The following is a 16,186-nucleotide window of genomic DNA, read 5'->3' on the forward strand; positions in this document are numbered from 1 at the left end:
TGCAAGAACGAGGACACCGATGCGCCTATTTACCTATTTCGCCGTTATTCTGGCTTGGGCACTGACAAGCAGCAGCGCAGCACTGGCACAGGGGCAATTGACCCCGGTAATCACCGTCAACGATAAAGTCGTGACCCGCTACGAGTTGAACCAACGGATGCGGCTTTTGGAACTGTTCCGCACGCCCGGCGATTTGAATGAGGTCGCCCGTGAAGGGCTGATCGAAGATCGGCTGAAGCAGCAAGAAATGGACCGCGTTGGGCTACAGCTGGACCCCGCGTCACTTGAAACCGCGCTGAATGATTTTGCCGCGCGCGCCAATATGACATTGCCGCAGTTCACAAATGTCTTGGCACAAAACAATGTCGATGTCGAAACGCTTCGTGATTTTGTTGCGGTCGGCGTTGCTTGGCGCGACTATGTGCGCGCCCGCTATAGCCGCGAAGTCACAATCACAGATGCCGACATTGAACGCGCGTTGCAGGCCCAAGGCACCCAACCCACCCAGATTGAGGTCTTGCTTTCCGAAATTATCATCGCGCCACCGCCAGATCGGCAGGTCCAAGCCGCACAAGCCGCGCGCGAGATTTCGCAAATGCGCTCTTATGCCGAATTTGAAGCCGCCGCGCGCCAAGTCTCTGCGCTCCCGTCACGTGAAAACGGCGGGCGTCTGGGCTGGCTGCCGATTTCAAACTACCCGCCCCAGCTACAACAAATCTTGCTTGATCTTGCCCCCGGTGAAGTGACCGAGCCTATCGAAATCCCGAATGCGATTGCGCTGTTTCAAAAACGTGGCATGCGCGAAGCCCCGCGCGCCCTACAAGCCCCGGTTAGCATCGACTACGCCGCCTACTACATTCCCGGTGGCCAATCGGACGCAGCCCGGAACACGGCGGCCGATGTGAAAAATAGCGTCGACACCTGCGACGATCTTTATGGGATAGCGCGTAACCAGCCTGCCGAAGTGCTTGACCGCCTTGTCGTCGCCCCATCCGAGATTTCAAGTGATGTCGCGCTTGAGCTCGCCCGGCTTGATCCAGGTGAAGTGTCGTACAATCTGACCCGCGACAATGGCGAAACATTGGTATTCTTGATGATGTGTGCTCGCAATCAGGCTGGCAGCGACACCATCGATCCAGCCGCCGTGCGCAATCAACTGACAAGCCAAAGGCTCGCTGGATTGGCGGATGCATTGGTTGCGGATCTGCGGGCATCGGCAGTGATCACGTCACGATGAAACCGATCGCGATCAGCTGTGGCGAACCGGCGGGCATCGGCCCCGAAATCGCGGCAGCTGCATGGGATCAGTTGCGAGACCAGATACCACTACTTTGGATCGGCGACCCGGCGCACCTGCCTGCAGGCACCCCTTACCAAACCGTCACAGACGCGGCTGAAGCCGCGTCACTTAGCCCAAATGCCCTACCCGTGCTTGCACAGGATTTTGGACCAATGGCCACCGCGGGCGTTGCCAACCCCGCCCATGCCCAAGGTGTGATTGACGCCATCGCAACAGGTGTGGCATTGACCCGTAGCGGTATGACACGCGCGCTTTGCACTGCGCCAATAAACAAAGCCGCGCTAATCAACGGGGCTGACTTTCCTTATCCCGGTCACACCGAATATTTGGCTGCGTTAGCGGACACCGATCAAGTTGTGATGATGCTCGCCTGTGACGCGCTGCGCGTTGTGCCGACGACAATTCACATCCCTTTGAATGCTGTGGCCACGCAACTGACTGCAAGTTTGCTGACAGATACATTGCTGATCACCCATGCCGCACTGCGCCGTGATTTCGGGATCGCGGTGCCACGCATCGCTGTGGCTGGGCTGAACCCGCATGCAGGCGAAGATGGCAAAATGGGACAGGAAGAGATCGACATGATCGCGCCCGTGCTAACGGCATTGCGCGCGCAAGGTATGGATGTGACCGGCCCCCTTCCCGCTGATACGATGTTTCATGCGGGCGCACGCGCAAAATACGATGTCGCCGTTTGCATGTATCATGACCAAGCTCTGATCCCGATTAAAACGCTTGATTTTTCAGGTGGAGTGAATGTGACGTTGGGGCTACCGTTTATTCGCACGTCTCCTGACCACGGCACCGCCTTTGACATCGCGGGGCAAGGCGTTGCAGATCCGACATCGATGATTGCAGCCATTAAAATGGCTGCAACGATGGCAGACAGCCGAGAACAAATTTAGACATGAGCACCATCGACAATCTTCCACCGCTGCGCGACGTGATCGCCACCCATGAATTGGCCGCAAAGAAGTCTTTGGGGCAGAACTTTTTGCTCGACCTTAATCTCACCGCCAAAATCGCGCGGCTTGCGGGCGATGTTTCTGCGGCGGATGTGCTCGAAATCGGTCCCGGTCCGGGTGGTCTGACACGCGGCCTATTGGCCGAAGGGGCGCGCCGTGTTTTGGCGATAGAAAAAGACCCCCGCTGTATGCCTGCGCTGGCCGAGATTGAAGCTGCGTACCCCGGACAATTGCAGGTGATCAATGGGGATGCGCTTGATGTGAACCCGCTCGAACATCTGACCGCGCCAATCAAAATCGCGGCAAACCTGCCTTATAATGTCGGGACTGAATTGCTTGTGCGCTGGCTGACGCCACCGGCTTGGCCCCCATTTTGGGAAAGCCTGACGTTGATGTTCCAGCGCGAAGTTGCCCAACGTATCGTCGCTCAGCCGGGTAACAAGGCTTACGGTCGCCTTGCCCTACTTGCGCAATGGCGTAGCGACCCGCGTATCGTGCTTGATCTCCCACCCGAGGCCTTTAGCCCGCCACCCAAAGTAAATTCCGCTGTCGTGCATCTGACTGCACTGCCTGCGCCACGCTATCCGGCTGATCCTGCCGTCCTGAACAAGGTCGTCGCAGCCGCGTTCAACCAGCGACGCAAGATGCTCCGCTCTGCGTTGAAATCCGTCAGCCCTGATATTGAAACGCATTTGGCCGCTGTCGGGATCAAGCCCACAGAACGCGGCGAACAGGTCGGACTTGAGGCGTTTTGTGCCCTTGCCCGACAGGTCGCGGACAATCCCACATAAAAGGCCCCCCGAAAATCGGAGGGCGATTTGATTATTCTGCGGCCTCTGGCGCATTATCGTCGCTTGGGCGCGCCTCGGCCTTAGGCTTGCGCGGGGCGCGGGGTTTGCGGGCGCGCGGTTTTGGTTTTTCTTCGGGCGTTTCAACGAGCCCATGGTCCGGAGTATCGGCAGCTTCGATATCAGGCTGCTCTTCGAGCCCCGCTGCTGCAGGCTGTTCCGTACTTGCAGCTTCTTGTGCTTTGATCCGCTCTTGACGTTCGCGGTCGCGTTCGGCCTGGCGTTCGCGGTTTTGGGCTTCTTGCTCTTCGCGGCGTTGATCAACTTCGCGCTGCGCTTCGGCCAACATACGTGTGTAATGCTCTGCGTGTTGCGCAAAGTTTTCAGCGTTTACACGGTCGCCAGATAGCTGCGCGTCACGATGAAGCTGGTTATATTTTTCAATGATCTGTTGCGGCGTTCCGCGCACTTTTCCATCCGGACCAGAGCTATCAAACACGCGGTTGATAATGTTGCCGCCAGACGGGCGGTTATTATTACGGTTTTTGTTCCGTGACCGGGACTTCGATGATCTCATTGATTTGCTTTCAAGCCTTTGGCTGTCGTTGCGCTGGCCGCATCGCGCTGTCTTGCACGTCTTAAAAAAAATTGGCCTTGCGATGTATTGGCGACTTATCGGGGGGAGATCCAATTTGGCCCTCTTACCGTCCGATGTCTTTGAATAAACATGTGATGTGGTTCAAGACAAGTAAAATTTGTGCAAAGCTTACGTTTTTTACGCCAAAGCTGCGGATTTATGCGGCTAATTTGGCATTTGCGCTGCGACAACTCGGTCGCGCCCGTCAAAATCTTGATGCACCTGCACGTCGATCAACCCTGTATCAACAATCATTGCAGCGACAGCATTCGCTTGGGTCGGTCCGATTTCGACGATCAACCGCCCACCCGGCGCCAGATGCGCGGGTGCACCACCACATATGATGCGGTAGGCGCTCAGCCCATCAGCCTCATCGGTGAGCGCCATACGCGGTTCATATAGCCGCACTTCGGGTTGGAGCCCCTCCATTTCGGACCGCGCGATATAGGGCGGATTGCTCACGATCAGATCGAATGTCCCACTGATCTGTGCGAACCAATCTGACTGCATGAAATCCGCGCGCGCACCAATTTCTAGAGCGGCACAGTTTTGCTGCGCAACCTCTAAAGCAGCGTCTGAAAGATCGGCCCCCACCCCTTGCGCATCGACGCGCGCGGCCAGCAAAGACAAAAGAATACAGCCCGACCCGGTTCCCAGATCCAACACCCGAGTAAATGCAGTTTCGAGCGCGCAGGTAATCAGGGTTTCTGTGTCTGGCCGCGGGTCCAAAACGGCCTCTGTCACGATAAACCGATGCGCATAGAAATCGCGGTAGCCCAAAATCTGTGACATCGGAACACGTTGCGCGCGCCGCGCGACCATCGCAAGAAAATCACCGGTTTCGCCGCCGTTCCGCCACAGCAACCGTGCTTCGCGTTGCGGGTCAGAAATGCCCGCCTCCGCCAAAAGCGCGGCGCCACGTTGCAGCAAATCGTCTGAAATCACGCGCCCATTTCCGCAAGAAGCGTCGCTTGGGCATCGGCCTGAAGCGCCAGAATCGTTTCCTCAAGATCGCCTTGCATCACTTGGTTCAGCGAATAAAGCGTCAGGTTAATACGGTGATCGGTCATCCGCCCTTGCGGGAAATTATAGGTGCGTATCCGTTCCGAGCGATCGCCTGACCCCACCTGCGCTTTGCGGTCCGCAGAGCGTTCGCCATCCACGCGTTGGCGTTCTAGGTCAAACAATCGGGTCTTCAACACCTGCATCGCGATTTCGCGGTTCCGGTGTTGTGACTTTTCAGCGCTGACGACGATGATTCCTGTGGGGATGTGCAAAATACGGACAGCAGAATCGGTGGTGTTCACGTGCTGGCCGCCTGATCCAGACGCGCGCATCGTATCAATGCGTAGATCACCGGGGTTAATTTGCACGTCGACATCTTCGGCCTCAGGCAACACCGCAACAGTCGCGGCAGATGTGTGAATCCGCCCGCCACTTTCGGTTTCGGGCACGCGCTGCACCCGATGTACGCCGCTTTCATATTTCAGCTTTGCAAAGACACCATCGCCCGCAACCCGCGCGACAACCTCTTTGATGCCACCAAGCTCTGTTTCCGACATTTCAAGAATTTCAAACTTCCAGCCCTGCCCTTCGGAATAGCGTTGGTACATACGCAGCAAATCAGCCGCGAAAAGCGATGCCTCATCACCACCGGTACCGGGACGAATTTCGACCAACGCGGGGCGTCCATCGGCGGCATCTTTTGGCAAAAGTGCAAGCTGCACACCGTGCTCAGAGGCTTCAAGCGCCGCTCTTAGGTCAGGCAATTCGGCCTCGGCCAGCTCCTTCATCTCGGGATCCGCCAGCATGGCTTCTGCATCTGCAATCTGCGCGACCAAGTCTTTATAGGCAGTCACGGTTTCGACTACGGGCCGCAGTTCCGCATATTCTCGGCCCAAGACCGCAATTTCATTCCCGGCAGAGCCATCGGCCATCTTGGCCTCTAGGAACTGAAAACGGTCGATGATTTGTTCAATTTTATCGGATGCTATCATGGCACCCGGATTGGCGGATCAAAGCGGCTCGGTCAAGGGGGCAAGCGTGGTGATCCACCCCAAGATACGGGTTTTATTTACACCCATGTCCGATCTACCGAACCGCAGATGCCCTGCTATAACCAACAAATCACCCTGCACCGACGCCGTCGTATAGTCTGGAAATCCCCAAAGCGCAGAGCGCGTCTCAAAGGTGATTGTCCCATCTTCGACGCTGCCCGCAATCACGCGGGTACGCAGCGTGGCAAGGGCGCGCTGTTCGACCGCCTGCAAGACATCGACAGTTGGCGCGATGATTTTGCGCGCCGCTTGAAACCCACCTGTGCTTTGCAGATCGCCGACTTCGGTCGGCACCGCAGCCTTGTGGCGCGCGTCCAGTCGGGTCGGCGCAAGCCGCACATACCCCATCAGACCGATGAGAATAACCAAAAATAATAAGACGATGCGCATCAGCGTGTTACTCCACAAACTTGAGAGGACGAATTTTGGTGGCTCGGTCGTGAAAAGCGCAAAACAGCTGTCCTCTACCCGCCCCCAAGCGGCAAAGCCCGCTCAATCAATCGCGCGAAATAAGAGGCCCCCACAGGCGCTGCATCATCATCAAAATCAAATTCTGGATGGTGCAATCCCGCCGTATCACCATTGCCGATAAACAAATATGCGCCGGGACGCTTTTCGAGCAAATAGGCGAAATCCTCTGCCGCCATTTCACGGCTGCCGTTATCGTCAACCTCGGCGGACACTTCGCGCGCCACCTCAGCAGCGAATGCCGTGCGTTCAGGATCATTAATTGTCGCAGGGTAGCCGACCTCATAGGTCAAATCTGCCTTCACACCAAAGGCGGCCGCCTGCCCCGCGACGATCTCTTTAAGCCGTTTCATCACCAGTGCCTGCACTTCGCGGTTGAACGTGCGCACGGTGCCGCTGATTTCGGCGGTTTCAGGGATAATATTATTCGCTGAACCCGAATGGAGTTGCGTAACAGAGACAACCAGATCGTCTTGCGTAAAATGATTGCGGCTCACGATAGTTTGCACCGCCCCGTAAATCGCCACGGCAGCCACCAGCGGATCATTGGTTTCATGCGGGGTTGCGGCGTGCCCGCCCGTACCCGTGATAACCACGCGGAATTCGTCGACAGCGGCCAGAACCGGCCCCGGCGTCGCCGAAAATGCCCCCACTGGCAACCCAGGCGTATTATGCAACGCATAGACCTGCGCGATGTCGAAGCGTTCAAGCATTCCTTCGCGCACCATCACATCGCCCCCGCCGCCGGCCTCTTCGGCGGGCTGAAAAATAAGCGCGACGCGGCCTGCAAAATTGCGCGTTTCCGCCAAATACTTTGCCGCACCCAGTAGCATGGTCGTGTGGCCATCGTGACCACAGGCGTGCATTTTCCCGGGCACTGTTGAAGCGTGTTCCAACCCGGTCAGCTCGTCCATTGGCAGGGCATCCATATCCGCGCGCAACCCAATCGTCGGCCCCGGTGCATTGCCTTCAATGATCGCGACCAACCCCGATGTTGCAATCCCTTCGTGAATGTCAGTCACGCCAAATTCGCGCAGGCGTTCGACAACAAAACCGGCCGTTTCGTGGCAATCAAACTGCAATTCTGGATGCGCGTGCAAGTGACGACGCCATGTCTTCATGTCTTCGGCATAGTCAGCAATACGGTTAATAATGGGCATCTAAGGTGGCTTTCTAAAATACAAATAATACTTCCGAAAAGCTGCCAATTCCGCGCAACTGTCAAGCCCCTGCAATGACGGTCTTGGCGCGGGGCGCGCTGTTGGCTAATCTTTGTGCAAACAACAAAGGCCACCCAAATGTCCGACGACCTCCTCATCTATGATCCAAACGGCGGATTGCCGCGCCTATTAGAAATCATGCGTCGCCTGCGTGACCCAAACACCGGATGCCCGTGGGATATTGAACAGGATTTTGACAGCATCGCCCCCTATACAATCGAAGAATCATACGAGGTCGCTGATGCGATTGCCCGCAAGAATTGGCCCGACCTAGAAGGCGAATTGGGCGATCTTTTGTTGCAAACCGTTTACCACACGCAAATGGGCAGCGAGGCTGGGCTGTTTAATTTTGAAACGGTCGTAAAATCAGTTGCGGATAAAATGGTTGCCCGTCACCCGCATGTCTTTGGCGATGAATCGCGTGATAAATCCGCAGACCAGCAAACTGCCGATTGGGAAAAGATTAAGGCCGCAGAGCGCGCGGGCAAAGCCCAGACCCGCACTTTGGACGGGGTGGCAACCGGGCTGCCCGCACTGACCCGCGCCGTAAAGCTGCAAAAACGCGCCGCGCGCGTGGGATTTGATTGGCCAGAAACGGCACAAGTGATCGACAAACTGCAAGAAGAAGCCGCCGAACTGGTCGAGGCCCGCGATGTTTTGACCCAAACTGAAGTTGAAGAAGAGTACGGTGATCTGATGTTCGTGATGGCGAACCTTGGGCGGCATTTGGGGGTGGACCCAGAAACTGCGCTGCGTAGCGCTAATGCCAAGTTTACAAGACGGTTCGAGGGGATCGAAGATGCGCTCAGCGCGATTGGCAAGACACCGCAGCAAAGCGACCTTGCTGAGATGGACGCGCTTTGGGATGCTGTCAAAACACGTGAGAAAACGCCGGAGTAAGGCGGTCATGACTTGACCTGAGTAAAATAGTCAGATTAATGTGCGCCAATCATAAATGGAGCACCGAATATGACCCTACGCACCGCACTTTTGACAACAGCATGCGCCGCAATCGCGACCCCGGCCCTTGCAGACGTTAATATCTATACAACGCGCCAGCCCGAATTGATCCAACCCGTCATGGATGCGTTTACCGATGCCACAGGTATTCACGTGAACCTTGCCTACGTCAGCGATGGTGTGGTTGAGCGGCTCAAGGCCGAAGGCGCCCGGTCGCCCGCCGATCTGGTGATGACTGTCGATATCGCCAACCTGATGCAAATCGTTGAGGCAGGCGTGATTCAGCCTGTCGAAAGCGACGTGTTGACCGCTGCTGTACCCGAAAGCCTGCGCAGCAGCGATAATCTTTGGTTCGGCCTGACAACACGTGCGCGTATCATCTATGCCTCACGTGATCGCGTCGCCAAAGATGAAGTGACCACTTACGAAGACCTGGCCTCTGATAACTGGGAAGGCCGTATTTGCACACGCTCTGGCGTCCACAACTATAACCTCGCGCTGGTTTCTGCCGTCATCGCCCATCAGGGTGAAGACGGCGCGACAGAGTGGGCCGCTGGCGTGCATAATAACCTTGCGCGCAAACCCGAAGGTAATGACCGCGCGCAGGTCAAGGCAATCTGGGCAGGCGAATGCGACATCAGCCTTGGCAACACCTATTACATGGGCCAAATGCTCGCCGACCCAGAGCAGACAGAATGGGCGAATTCTGTACGGATCGTGTTCCCAACCTTTGAAGACGGCGGCACGCATGTCAATATTTCGGGGATCGCGATGACCAAAGCCGCACCCAACCACGACGAAGCCTTACAGTTGATGGAATACCTTGTATCGCCCGAAGCACAGGCCATCTACGCCGAGCTGAACCATGAATACCCGGTGCTCGAAAGCGCCGCACTTTCCGATTTGGTCGCAAGCTGGGGCAGCTTTGAACCAGACGCTGTTGCTTTAGAAGAATTAGCCGCGCACCGCCCCGCAGCACTGCGGATCATGGAAGAAGTCAACTTCGACGGCTAAGCGGATTATACACTTCCGTTGAAACGCAATGCGCCCCGCCAATCTGGCGGGGCGCTTTTGCTTTGGCCACAAAAAGCGGCGTTTTACGCCAGATGCGTTCTGAAATGCGCAATCGTGCGATCCCATGACAGGGTCGCCATTTCTTCGTCGTAGCGCGGCGTGCTGTCGTTGTGGAAACCGTGGTTCGCATTTTCATAGATGAATGCCTCATAGGCCTTATCATTCGCCTTCAACGCTTCCTCATACGCAGGCCAACCTTCGTTCACACGCGCATCCAACCCACCGTAGTGCAACAGCAGTGGTGCTTGAATTTGCGGGACATCTTCGGCCGCAGGTTGACGGCCATAATAGGGCACCGCCGCCTTCAGTTCTGGGTACGCAACTGCAGCCGCATTCGCGACACCGCCACCGTAACAGAACCCCGTGATCCCAACATTCCCAGTTGATCCCTCATGGGCCATCATGAATTCGATTGCGGCAAAGAAATCATTCATCAGCTTTGTGCTGTCGACGGTTTGTTGCAGATCGCGCCCTTCGGCGTCATTGCCCGGATAGCCGCCAACCGACGACAAACCATCAGGCGCAATCGCCATGAAACCCGCCTTTGCCAAACGGCGTGCGACGTCTTCGATATATGGATTCAACCCGCGGTTTTCATGTACCACCACTACGGCTGGCAATTTGCCTTCAACGCCAGCGGGGCGCACCAAATAGCCCCGCACTTCGCCGTGGCCATTGGGCGATGGGTAGGTGATGTATTCCGGTTCAATTTCAGGGTCATTGAATGACACTTGTTCAGCCAACGCATAATTTGGCGCCATCAGGCCCAGAATCGTCGTGGCGGTCATGCCCGCGACTGCAAACTTTGTCGCACCTTCTAAAAACTGGCGCTTTGTGATCATCCCATGCGCATAAAAATCATACAATTCCAGCAACTTAGGATCGAAGTCTTTTGCAGTTAAACGTGTCATGTCATTCCCTCGGTTTATAGATATGGCAAACCATAGTTGAAATGAGCGACAATATCATATGCCTTCATCCGAGATAAACGAAACGTGATTAATATCTAGGGTTGCGAGCGTGACGGCGTTCGCAGCCACGGGAACTTATCCCCCGAAAACCCCAACTGATTTGTATGATGCAGACGCGGCCAACGGCTGCTCTGAGCCCTCTTTACCGAATTTCTGTAGCGCAGCGAATGTCCGGTTCGAGAAAATCGGCAGATTGCGAACGCTATGCACGACCTATAAACGGTATTGATCGTTGCCGATTTGTTAGGGACCATTTTGCTAGGAAGAGCTTTAGTATATATCGCGCGTAAAAAACGTGTCCTGCTTTTTCAAGAGGCTGTATTTGAGGGTCAAGTTGACCTTGTAAATGAGATGCTTGAAGTTGACCCAATACTGGCAGTGACCGGTCGCCGGGACGGAACCCAACCTATTCACCTCTTAAATACGTGCGAGGCGGATGATATGCTTGATATTCTTTTATCGCATGGTGCAGATGTTATGGCCCGCAATAACAGTGGTGTAACTCCATTACACTGTGTCATTGATGAAGACGCTGGTCTGAAACTTATTGCAAATGGGGCGGATGTTAACGCTACAGATTCACGAGGGCTTACACCGCTTATGAGTATTGCCGAGCAACCTCAACATTCTTTGCCGATTGCCGAAATATTAATTGAAGCAGGTGCAGAACTTGCAAATCGCGATCAAGCCGGTCGTACAGCACTCGATATTGCGCAGTCGAATGGCGCACATGAGTTAACCGATCTGTTCATGAGGGCTGGCGCATCGCGAAGCGGACGTTCGATTTAACCTATCAAAGGGCAGCAAAGTCCGCATAGCAGACTTTAGGCGCTAAGGTTCATGGATGACAGTTAACAGGACCAGCCTCTAAAAACGGGTTTACCCAGCTGCTTTTTCTTCCAGCATCAGCCATTCTTCTTCGGCGTCTGAGCGCGCGTTCTGACGCGCAATGAGCGCATCGGTTGCTTTTTGGAATTTGGCAGGAAATTTCGTGAAAAGCTCTGGATCGGCCAGCAATTCTTCTAGCTTTGTAATCTCAGCGCCCAGCTGGTCAATCACGCCCGGCAATTCTTCGAGCCGATGTTTTTCGGTAAACGATAGGCCAGATGCGGCCTTCTTTTCGGCTTGTTTTTGCTTTTTGGCGAGCGGCTTTGACGCCACCTTTGCCTCAACAAAATCGCCGCCACGTTGCGCGCGGTAGTCGGTCCAGCCGCCCGCATATACGACAGCCTGCCCGTTGCCTTCCATCGCGATGGTCGTTGTCGCCACCCGGTCAAGAAAGTCGCGGTCATGGCTGACCAATAGCACGGTGCCGTCATAATCGCCCAAGATGTCCTGCAATAGATCAAGCGTTTCAATATCCAGATCATTCGTCGGCTCATCAAGAATCAACAGGTTGCTTTCGCGCGCCATGAGCCGCGCAAGCAGTAGTCGCGCCTTTTCGCCACCCGACAGCGACCGCACGGGCGCACGCGCTTGGGCCTCGTCGAATAGAAATTCTTTGAGATAACCAACCACATGTTTGGGATTGCCGCGCACCATGATCTGGTCCGACTTTCCGCTGACCCCAAGTTCAGGATCATTGGCAAGGTTTTCCCATAGCGTCATATCGGGGTTTAACGCGGCGCGGGTCTGATCAAAGATCGCGATATCAAGGTTTGTGCCAAGCTTCACCGACCCCTCATCCGGTTCAACTTGACCCAGTAACATCTTGATAAGGGTTGTTTTTCCGACACCATTAGGGCCAACAAACGCGATGCGATCACCGCGTTGCACGGTCAGGTCAAGCCCTTGCACGATCTGCTTATCACCAAAGGATTTAGTCAGGCCCAAGGCCTCGACCACCTTTTTGCCTGATGTGCTGCCGCCATCAAATGCCATCGCCGCGGTGCCTTGACGTTTGATCTGGCCAGCCTTTTCGGCACGCAAATCCGCCAACGCGCGCACACGTCCTTGGTTGCGGGTCCGGCGGGCTGATATGCCCTCAACGGCCCAACGGGCCTCTTGTTTGATCTTGCGGTTCAGCTTGTGGCGCTGCTGGTCTTCTTCTTCCCAGATTTTGTCGCGCCAAGCCTCAAAATTCTCAAACCCTTCTTCGGCGCGGCGCACTGCACCGCGGTCGATCCACAGGGTCGCGCGGGTCAGCGCACGCAAAAACGCCCTATCATGACTGATCAAAACAAATGCGGCCCGCGTAGTTTTTAATTCGTTCTCAAGCCACGCAATCGCTTCGATATCAAGATGGTTTGTCGGCTCGTCCAGCAGCATCAGTTCTGGTGCTTCAGCCATCAGTTTGGCCAATGCTGCACGGCGGCGTTCCCCGCCTGATGCCGTGGCCACTTTGCCGGCCGGGTCAAACTTCAACCCTTCGGCCACCATATCGACCTTATATGCCTCGTCTATGTCCAGCCCGCTGGAAGCATATTCGCCCAAGGTTTCGAACCCCTCCATGGTCGGGTCCTGTTCCATATAGCCAACCCGCACACCGGGCGATGCCACGCGCGTGCCGCTGTCGACCTCGACCAATCCGGCCATGACTTTCATCAAGGTGGATTTGCCCGACCCGTTGCGCCCAACAAGCGCCACGCGGTCACCGGGTTGAACCACCAATGACAGGTCTTCGAATACAGGATCGCCACCGAATGTCAGCGCGATGTCGGAAATTTGGAGTAAAGGTGCTCTAGCCATAGCGTCTGCTACGGCGCGACGGCGCTTGCGTCAACTGGCAACCGCACGCAATCGCGCCACACGGGCCACTGACATGGCGCTGACGGGCAGACAGGTGAACACATGCAGCGTATTCATCTCTGGATCAACGACCACATGATCGCCGACCCAGCCGCCCAAAGACAGGTAGGATTTGAGCAATGCCGGTACGGGCGCAATGCCACTTGGCGCGATATCCATCATCCGCACGGCCTGTGCCGTGGTGATGGATGGGATCAGATCGGGCGGCCCTTGGTGATTGCGCATAAGCCGTTGAAATGCGGCACCATATACCTGCGGATCTGTCCCGGCAAAGCTGGTGCAACCAAGTAACATTTGCGCCCCATGTTGGTCGACGATCCGGGTCAGCGCACCCCAAAGCATCCGCAGCAGATCCGCATCCATATTTCCCGGAGCCGTACAAAACCGCCCGATCTCAAGAAACGGGCCCGCCTGCCCTTGCCAACCCGACAAATCGTAATATTGCGCAACATAGCCTTGGGCCAGATCATCGGTTGTTGCGGTCAATCGAAACCGCAACGTGCCACAAAGCACACCGTCGCGGTCATGGATCATCAAATGTTGAAATTCGGGGTCCAGCGGGTCCGCGTCCACCCCCTGCGCCCCATGAAAACTAAGGTGGCGCAGCGCCTGACAGGCGCGCACATCTGCTGCACCCGCAGCAAGCCGCGCTGTCAGCTGACCTTTATAAAACGGAAATGTCATTACGGCATCCCTTGGCGAACCTTTGGCAACAGCTTAGGTTAGATGTTAAGAATGCAAAAGGATTATGAATGATGGACAAGATTGTAAAATCAGATGCCGAGTGGCGTGAACAACTGTCCGATGAGGCTTATCGCGTCGCCCGCAAACACGGGACCGAACGCGCGGGCACACATGACAATTTCCCCAAGGACCCGGGCACATTTAGCTGCGTTTGTTGCGATGCGCCGCTGTTTGATCAAAACGCCAAGTTTGAAAGCGGCACGGGCTGGCCATCGTTCTTTCAACCCATCGCACCCGATGCCGTGGGCGAAAGCGTGGACCGCAAGTTTTTCATGAAACGCACCGAAATCCACTGCGCGCGCTGCGACGCCCACCTCGGCCACGTCTTCCCCGACGGCCCGCAGCCCACAGGGCTACGGTACTGTATGAACGGGGTGGCGATTGTGTTTGAGGAAGCGGCATAGATCCCCTCACAAACTAAGCCTGTCGTTACCGGCAGACCGCGGGATTAACACGCAAATACCTAACGTAACGCGGCTGCGGAATCGAACATATACCATCTGGGCACAATGTTTCCTCTTCGGAGGACACAATAAATGTCATTCTTGCCCCCGCGTTTAAAGCAAGATCATCCAGAACGGCCCCTCTCAGAGGAATATCGCGCAAATCAAGGCGAAAGAACGCAGGGCTATAGGGTTGGTCGTAATGTTCAAAAAGCTCGGTGCGCCCGAAATAATCAACGGGGTTTCCCCATGTTCCCGCTACGGCATATCGGATCGAAGCGCTCGTTTGTCGCGGCCCAGCTTTTTGCGGGCATGCAGCGTCACTATCCCAAGGCTGAAATACGCCTTCGTCGACTGTCGTTGTCATCCCGTTATTAGTTGTTGCCTGCCATGCCCCTTCCATCACCTGGTAGCTGGTTGGCGTCATACATGAAACAAGCGTTGCATGGACAGACAGCTGCATTTGTTCAAGTGATTGATCAATGCGAATTTGCGAGAGCGATCCAGTAGAAACGCGCCAGTCCTCGCCACACGATACCTCTATCCGGATTCGGTCTGTGCCACGCATTTCTTGTCGGTAACACACTTCTTCCACGGGTGCTGATGCGGATGTACGAGTACGTTCAAGGGCATCAACGAACAACGCGACGTCGTCTGCAAACAAGTCTGTCTTGAAAGCGATTTGTCCAATGCCATCGCAGCCTGCGTAACCTTCAAGCACGATTTGTTGTGCGAAATACGTGTTCACGGCCCCTTCTGGGATCGTGTCAGCAATGCCTACCGCCGGGATGCAAATTAGGCTTAACGCCAAAATTTCACTTCTCATAAATATCTCCTTCTAATAGGTGATATATAGGTAAGCATTGCTGACATTTCAAGATTTAGCCCGCTTCATCCTTCATCACCCATGCGCTGGCACCGATGATTACGGCGGCACCGATCCACATCATACCGGGTGGTGCGAAGCCGAAGAAGATGATCCCGAGCCCAACGTTGAGCGGCAGTTTTAGGTGGTCAAACGGCTGCAGATACGCAGCATCGGCGACCATATAGGCCTTTGCGATCAGGTATTGTGCGGCGGCGATTAGTAGGCCTGAGAGCGCGACGAGCCAAAGCGCCTCGGGCGTGACGGCGAACCCGCTGCCGATAGCCGCCACCCCGTTGATCGGCACCAAAAGCACCAAGAGTGCCAGCGTCAGCGTGCCCGCGTTTTCTGTTTTCGTAAGGTCTTTGGTCACGACAGATGATGCCGCCCAGAACGCCGCAGCGCCAACAGGCAAAAGTGCGGCAACCTCAAACGCATCCGCCCAAGGGGCCAGAATAATCGCGCCACCAACGCCACCAACCAGCACGGCCAACACGCGTGGCGCGGTCATCCGTTCACCCAAGAACAACCATGCGCCCAAGGTCACAAACAAAGGTGAGGTCAGGATAAGGGCGACAGCCTGCCAAATTGGCACAACGGCTAGCCCGGCGACCCAGAACTGCACACCAATCGCGGCGAAGCCAACGCGCAGCAGTTGCGCCAAAGGCCGATCACTGCGCCACGGCGCCCGCCAAACCATCGGAATCACGATCACGCAGGCCAGTGCGTATTGCCAAAATGCGATCGTCGCCGATGGCACGCCGAAGCCCATGCCAGCGCCTTGCACGGCGGTATTCGCCCCTGCAAACAGCGCACCGGCGGTCACAAAATAAAGTGGCCCCATGATGGCACCGCTGTTCATATTTTTCGTTTGGATCATTGCATCTATCCTTTCGTTTTGCGCATGACCCAAGGCAAAACAGGACAGACCCGGCGCAAAAATGCA

17 protein-coding genes are annotated in these 16,186 nt (G+C 55.7%); 7 read left to right on the forward strand and 10 right to left on the reverse strand.

Translation table 11 applies throughout. The annotated features are described in order from the left end of the window. Window positions 1–19: 19 nt before the first annotated feature. Genes DS901_RS07560 through rsmA form a run of 3 tightly spaced genes read left to right on the forward strand, consistent with a single transcriptional unit; the run spans window position 20 to window position 3,056 of the window. Complete coding sequence (locus tag DS901_RS07560) at window positions 20–1,237, forward strand: peptidylprolyl isomerase (RefSeq protein WP_113776321.1); 1,218 nt, start codon at window positions 20–22, stop codon at window positions 1,235–1,237. After that, window positions 1,234–2,205 (forward strand): 4-hydroxythreonine-4-phosphate dehydrogenase PdxA, encoded by a 972-nt coding sequence (gene pdxA, locus DS901_RS07565; protein ID WP_113776322.1) that lies wholly within the window; start codon window positions 1,234–1,236, stop codon window positions 2,203–2,205. The genes DS901_RS07560 and pdxA overlap by 4 nt, the downstream gene beginning before the upstream one ends. A gap of 2 nt (window positions 2,206–2,207) precedes the next feature. Next, on the forward strand, window positions 2,208–3,056 hold the full coding sequence (gene rsmA / locus DS901_RS07570; protein WP_113776323.1) for a 16S rRNA (adenine(1518)-N(6)/adenine(1519)-N(6))-dimethyltransferase RsmA: 849 nt from the start codon (window positions 2,208–2,210) through the stop codon (window positions 3,054–3,056). Between the two features lie 31 nt (window positions 3,057–3,087). Here rsmA and DS901_RS07575 read toward each other — a convergent pair whose 3' ends face one another. The 5 genes from DS901_RS07575 to DS901_RS07595 form a co-directional block, all read right to left on the reverse strand. Continuing rightward, window positions 3,088–3,630 carry a DUF4167 domain-containing protein gene (locus tag DS901_RS07575; protein ID WP_113776324.1) on the reverse strand — a complete coding sequence of 181 codons (543 nt, stop codon included), beginning with the start codon at window positions 3,628–3,630 and terminating at the stop codon, window positions 3,088–3,090. A gap of 225 nt (window positions 3,631–3,855) precedes the next feature. Next, window positions 3,856–4,635, reverse strand: a complete 780-nt coding sequence (gene prmC, locus DS901_RS07580) for a peptide chain release factor N(5)-glutamine methyltransferase (protein WP_113776325.1) — start codon at window positions 4,633–4,635, stop codon at window positions 3,856–3,858. After that, window positions 4,632–5,687, reverse strand: a complete 1,056-nt coding sequence (gene prfA / locus DS901_RS07585; RefSeq protein ID WP_113776326.1) for a peptide chain release factor 1 — start codon at window positions 5,685–5,687, stop codon at window positions 4,632–4,634. Before prfA ends, prmC begins: the two co-directional genes overlap by 4 nt. A gap of 18 nt (window positions 5,688–5,705) precedes the next feature. Continuing rightward, entirely contained in the window at window positions 5,706–6,137 is a 432-nt protein-coding gene (locus tag DS901_RS07590; RefSeq protein WP_113776327.1) for a DUF1499 domain-containing protein, read from the reverse strand. 74 nt (window positions 6,138–6,211) lie between these two features. Then, complete coding sequence (locus DS901_RS07595) at window positions 6,212–7,375, reverse strand: M20 aminoacylase family protein (protein ID WP_113776328.1); 1,164 nt, start codon at window positions 7,373–7,375, stop codon at window positions 6,212–6,214. 138 nt (window positions 7,376–7,513) lie between these two features. Between DS901_RS07595 and mazG the strand changes: the two genes are divergently transcribed. Together mazG and DS901_RS07605 are read left to right on the forward strand one after the other, a co-directional pair. Further along, window positions 7,514–8,335: a nucleoside triphosphate pyrophosphohydrolase gene (mazG, locus tag DS901_RS07600; protein ID WP_113776329.1), complete on the forward strand. Its 822-nt coding sequence runs from the start codon at window positions 7,514–7,516 to the stop codon at window positions 8,333–8,335. 69 nt (window positions 8,336–8,404) lie between these two features. Further along, window positions 8,405–9,409: a Fe(3+) ABC transporter substrate-binding protein gene (locus DS901_RS07605; RefSeq protein ID WP_113776330.1), complete on the forward strand. Its 1,005-nt coding sequence runs from the start codon at window positions 8,405–8,407 to the stop codon at window positions 9,407–9,409. Between the two features lie 83 nt (window positions 9,410–9,492). On the opposite strand, the gene yghX is transcribed toward DS901_RS07605, so the two are convergent. Continuing rightward, window positions 9,493–10,380: a YghX family hydrolase gene (yghX, locus tag DS901_RS07610; protein WP_113776331.1), complete on the reverse strand. Its 888-nt coding sequence runs from the start codon at window positions 10,378–10,380 to the stop codon at window positions 9,493–9,495. A gap of 285 nt (window positions 10,381–10,665) precedes the next feature. On the opposite strand from yghX, the gene DS901_RS07615 reads away from it, so the two are divergent. Then, complete coding sequence (locus tag DS901_RS07615; RefSeq protein ID WP_113776332.1) at window positions 10,666–11,229, forward strand: ankyrin repeat domain-containing protein; 564 nt, start codon at window positions 10,666–10,668, stop codon at window positions 11,227–11,229. Window positions 11,230–11,319: 90 nt separating this feature from the next. Here DS901_RS07615 and DS901_RS07620 read toward each other — a convergent pair whose 3' ends face one another. Then, complete coding sequence (locus DS901_RS07620; protein WP_113776333.1) at window positions 11,320–13,128, reverse strand: ABC-F family ATP-binding cassette domain-containing protein; 1,809 nt, start codon at window positions 13,126–13,128, stop codon at window positions 11,320–11,322. 30 nt (window positions 13,129–13,158) lie between these two features. Then, window positions 13,159–13,872 (reverse strand): GNAT family N-acetyltransferase, encoded by a 714-nt coding sequence (locus DS901_RS07625; RefSeq protein WP_113776334.1) that lies wholly within the window; start codon window positions 13,870–13,872, stop codon window positions 13,159–13,161. 71 nt (window positions 13,873–13,943) lie between these two features. On the opposite strand from DS901_RS07625, the gene msrB reads away from it, so the two are divergent. After that, complete coding sequence (gene msrB / locus DS901_RS07630; protein WP_404932344.1) at window positions 13,944–14,336, forward strand: peptide-methionine (R)-S-oxide reductase MsrB; 393 nt, start codon at window positions 13,944–13,946, stop codon at window positions 14,334–14,336. 25 nt (window positions 14,337–14,361) lie between these two features. Here the strand turns inward: msrB and DS901_RS07635 are convergent, their stop codons facing one another. Together DS901_RS07635 and DS901_RS07640 are read right to left on the reverse strand one after the other, a co-directional pair. After that, entirely contained in the window at window positions 14,362–15,201 is an 840-nt protein-coding gene (locus tag DS901_RS07635) for a hypothetical protein (protein ID WP_113776336.1), read from the reverse strand. A gap of 55 nt (window positions 15,202–15,256) precedes the next feature. Beyond that, entirely contained in the window at window positions 15,257–16,120 is an 864-nt protein-coding gene (locus DS901_RS07640) for a DMT family transporter (RefSeq protein ID WP_258546675.1), read from the reverse strand. Window positions 16,121–16,186 lie beyond the last annotated feature (66 nt).

Source organism: Loktanella sp. D2R18 (assembly GCF_003318235.1).
GTDB lineage: Bacteria > Pseudomonadota > Alphaproteobacteria > Rhodobacterales > Rhodobacteraceae > Yoonia.

Bases quoted from the DNA above. Each gene is read 5' to 3' on its own strand.
- DS901_RS07635 (WP_113776336.1), bottom strand. From the start codon at position 15,201: ATGAGAAGTGAAATTTTGGCGTTAAGCCTAATTTGCATCCCGGCGGTA.
- DS901_RS07605 (WP_113776330.1), top strand. From the start codon at position 8,405: ATGACCCTACGCACCGCACTTTTGACAACAGCATGCGCCGCAATCGCG.
- pdxA (WP_113776322.1), top strand. From the start codon at position 1,234: ATGAAACCGATCGCGATCAGCTGTGGCGAACCGGCGGGCATCGGCCCC.
- DS901_RS07590 (WP_113776327.1), bottom strand. From the start codon at position 6,137: ATGCGCATCGTCTTATTATTTTTGGTTATTCTCATCGGTCTGATGGGG.
- DS901_RS07595 (WP_113776328.1), bottom strand. From the start codon at position 7,375: ATGCCCATTATTAACCGTATTGCTGACTATGCCGAAGACATGAAGACA.
- yghX (WP_113776331.1), bottom strand. From the start codon at position 10,380: ATGACACGTTTAACTGCAAAAGACTTCGATCCTAAGTTGCTGGAATTG.
- prfA (WP_113776326.1), bottom strand. From the start codon at position 5,687: ATGATAGCATCCGATAAAATTGAACAAATCATCGACCGTTTTCAGTTC.
- DS901_RS07575 (WP_113776324.1), bottom strand. From the start codon at position 3,630: ATGAGATCATCGAAGTCCCGGTCACGGAACAAAAACCGTAATAATAAC.
- DS901_RS07560 (WP_113776321.1), top strand. From the start codon at position 20: ATGCGCCTATTTACCTATTTCGCCGTTATTCTGGCTTGGGCACTGACA.
- mazG (WP_113776329.1), top strand. From the start codon at position 7,514: ATGTCCGACGACCTCCTCATCTATGATCCAAACGGCGGATTGCCGCGC.
- DS901_RS07620 (WP_113776333.1), bottom strand. From the start codon at position 13,128: ATGGCTAGAGCACCTTTACTCCAAATTTCCGACATCGCGCTGACATTC.
- msrB (WP_404932344.1), top strand. From the start codon at position 13,944: ATGGACAAGATTGTAAAATCAGATGCCGAGTGGCGTGAACAACTGTCC.
- DS901_RS07625 (WP_113776334.1), bottom strand. From the start codon at position 13,872: ATGACATTTCCGTTTTATAAAGGTCAGCTGACAGCGCGGCTTGCTGCG.
- rsmA (WP_113776323.1), top strand. From the start codon at position 2,208: ATGAGCACCATCGACAATCTTCCACCGCTGCGCGACGTGATCGCCACC.
- DS901_RS07640 (WP_258546675.1), bottom strand. From the start codon at position 16,120: ATGATCCAAACGAAAAATATGAACAGCGGTGCCATCATGGGGCCACTT.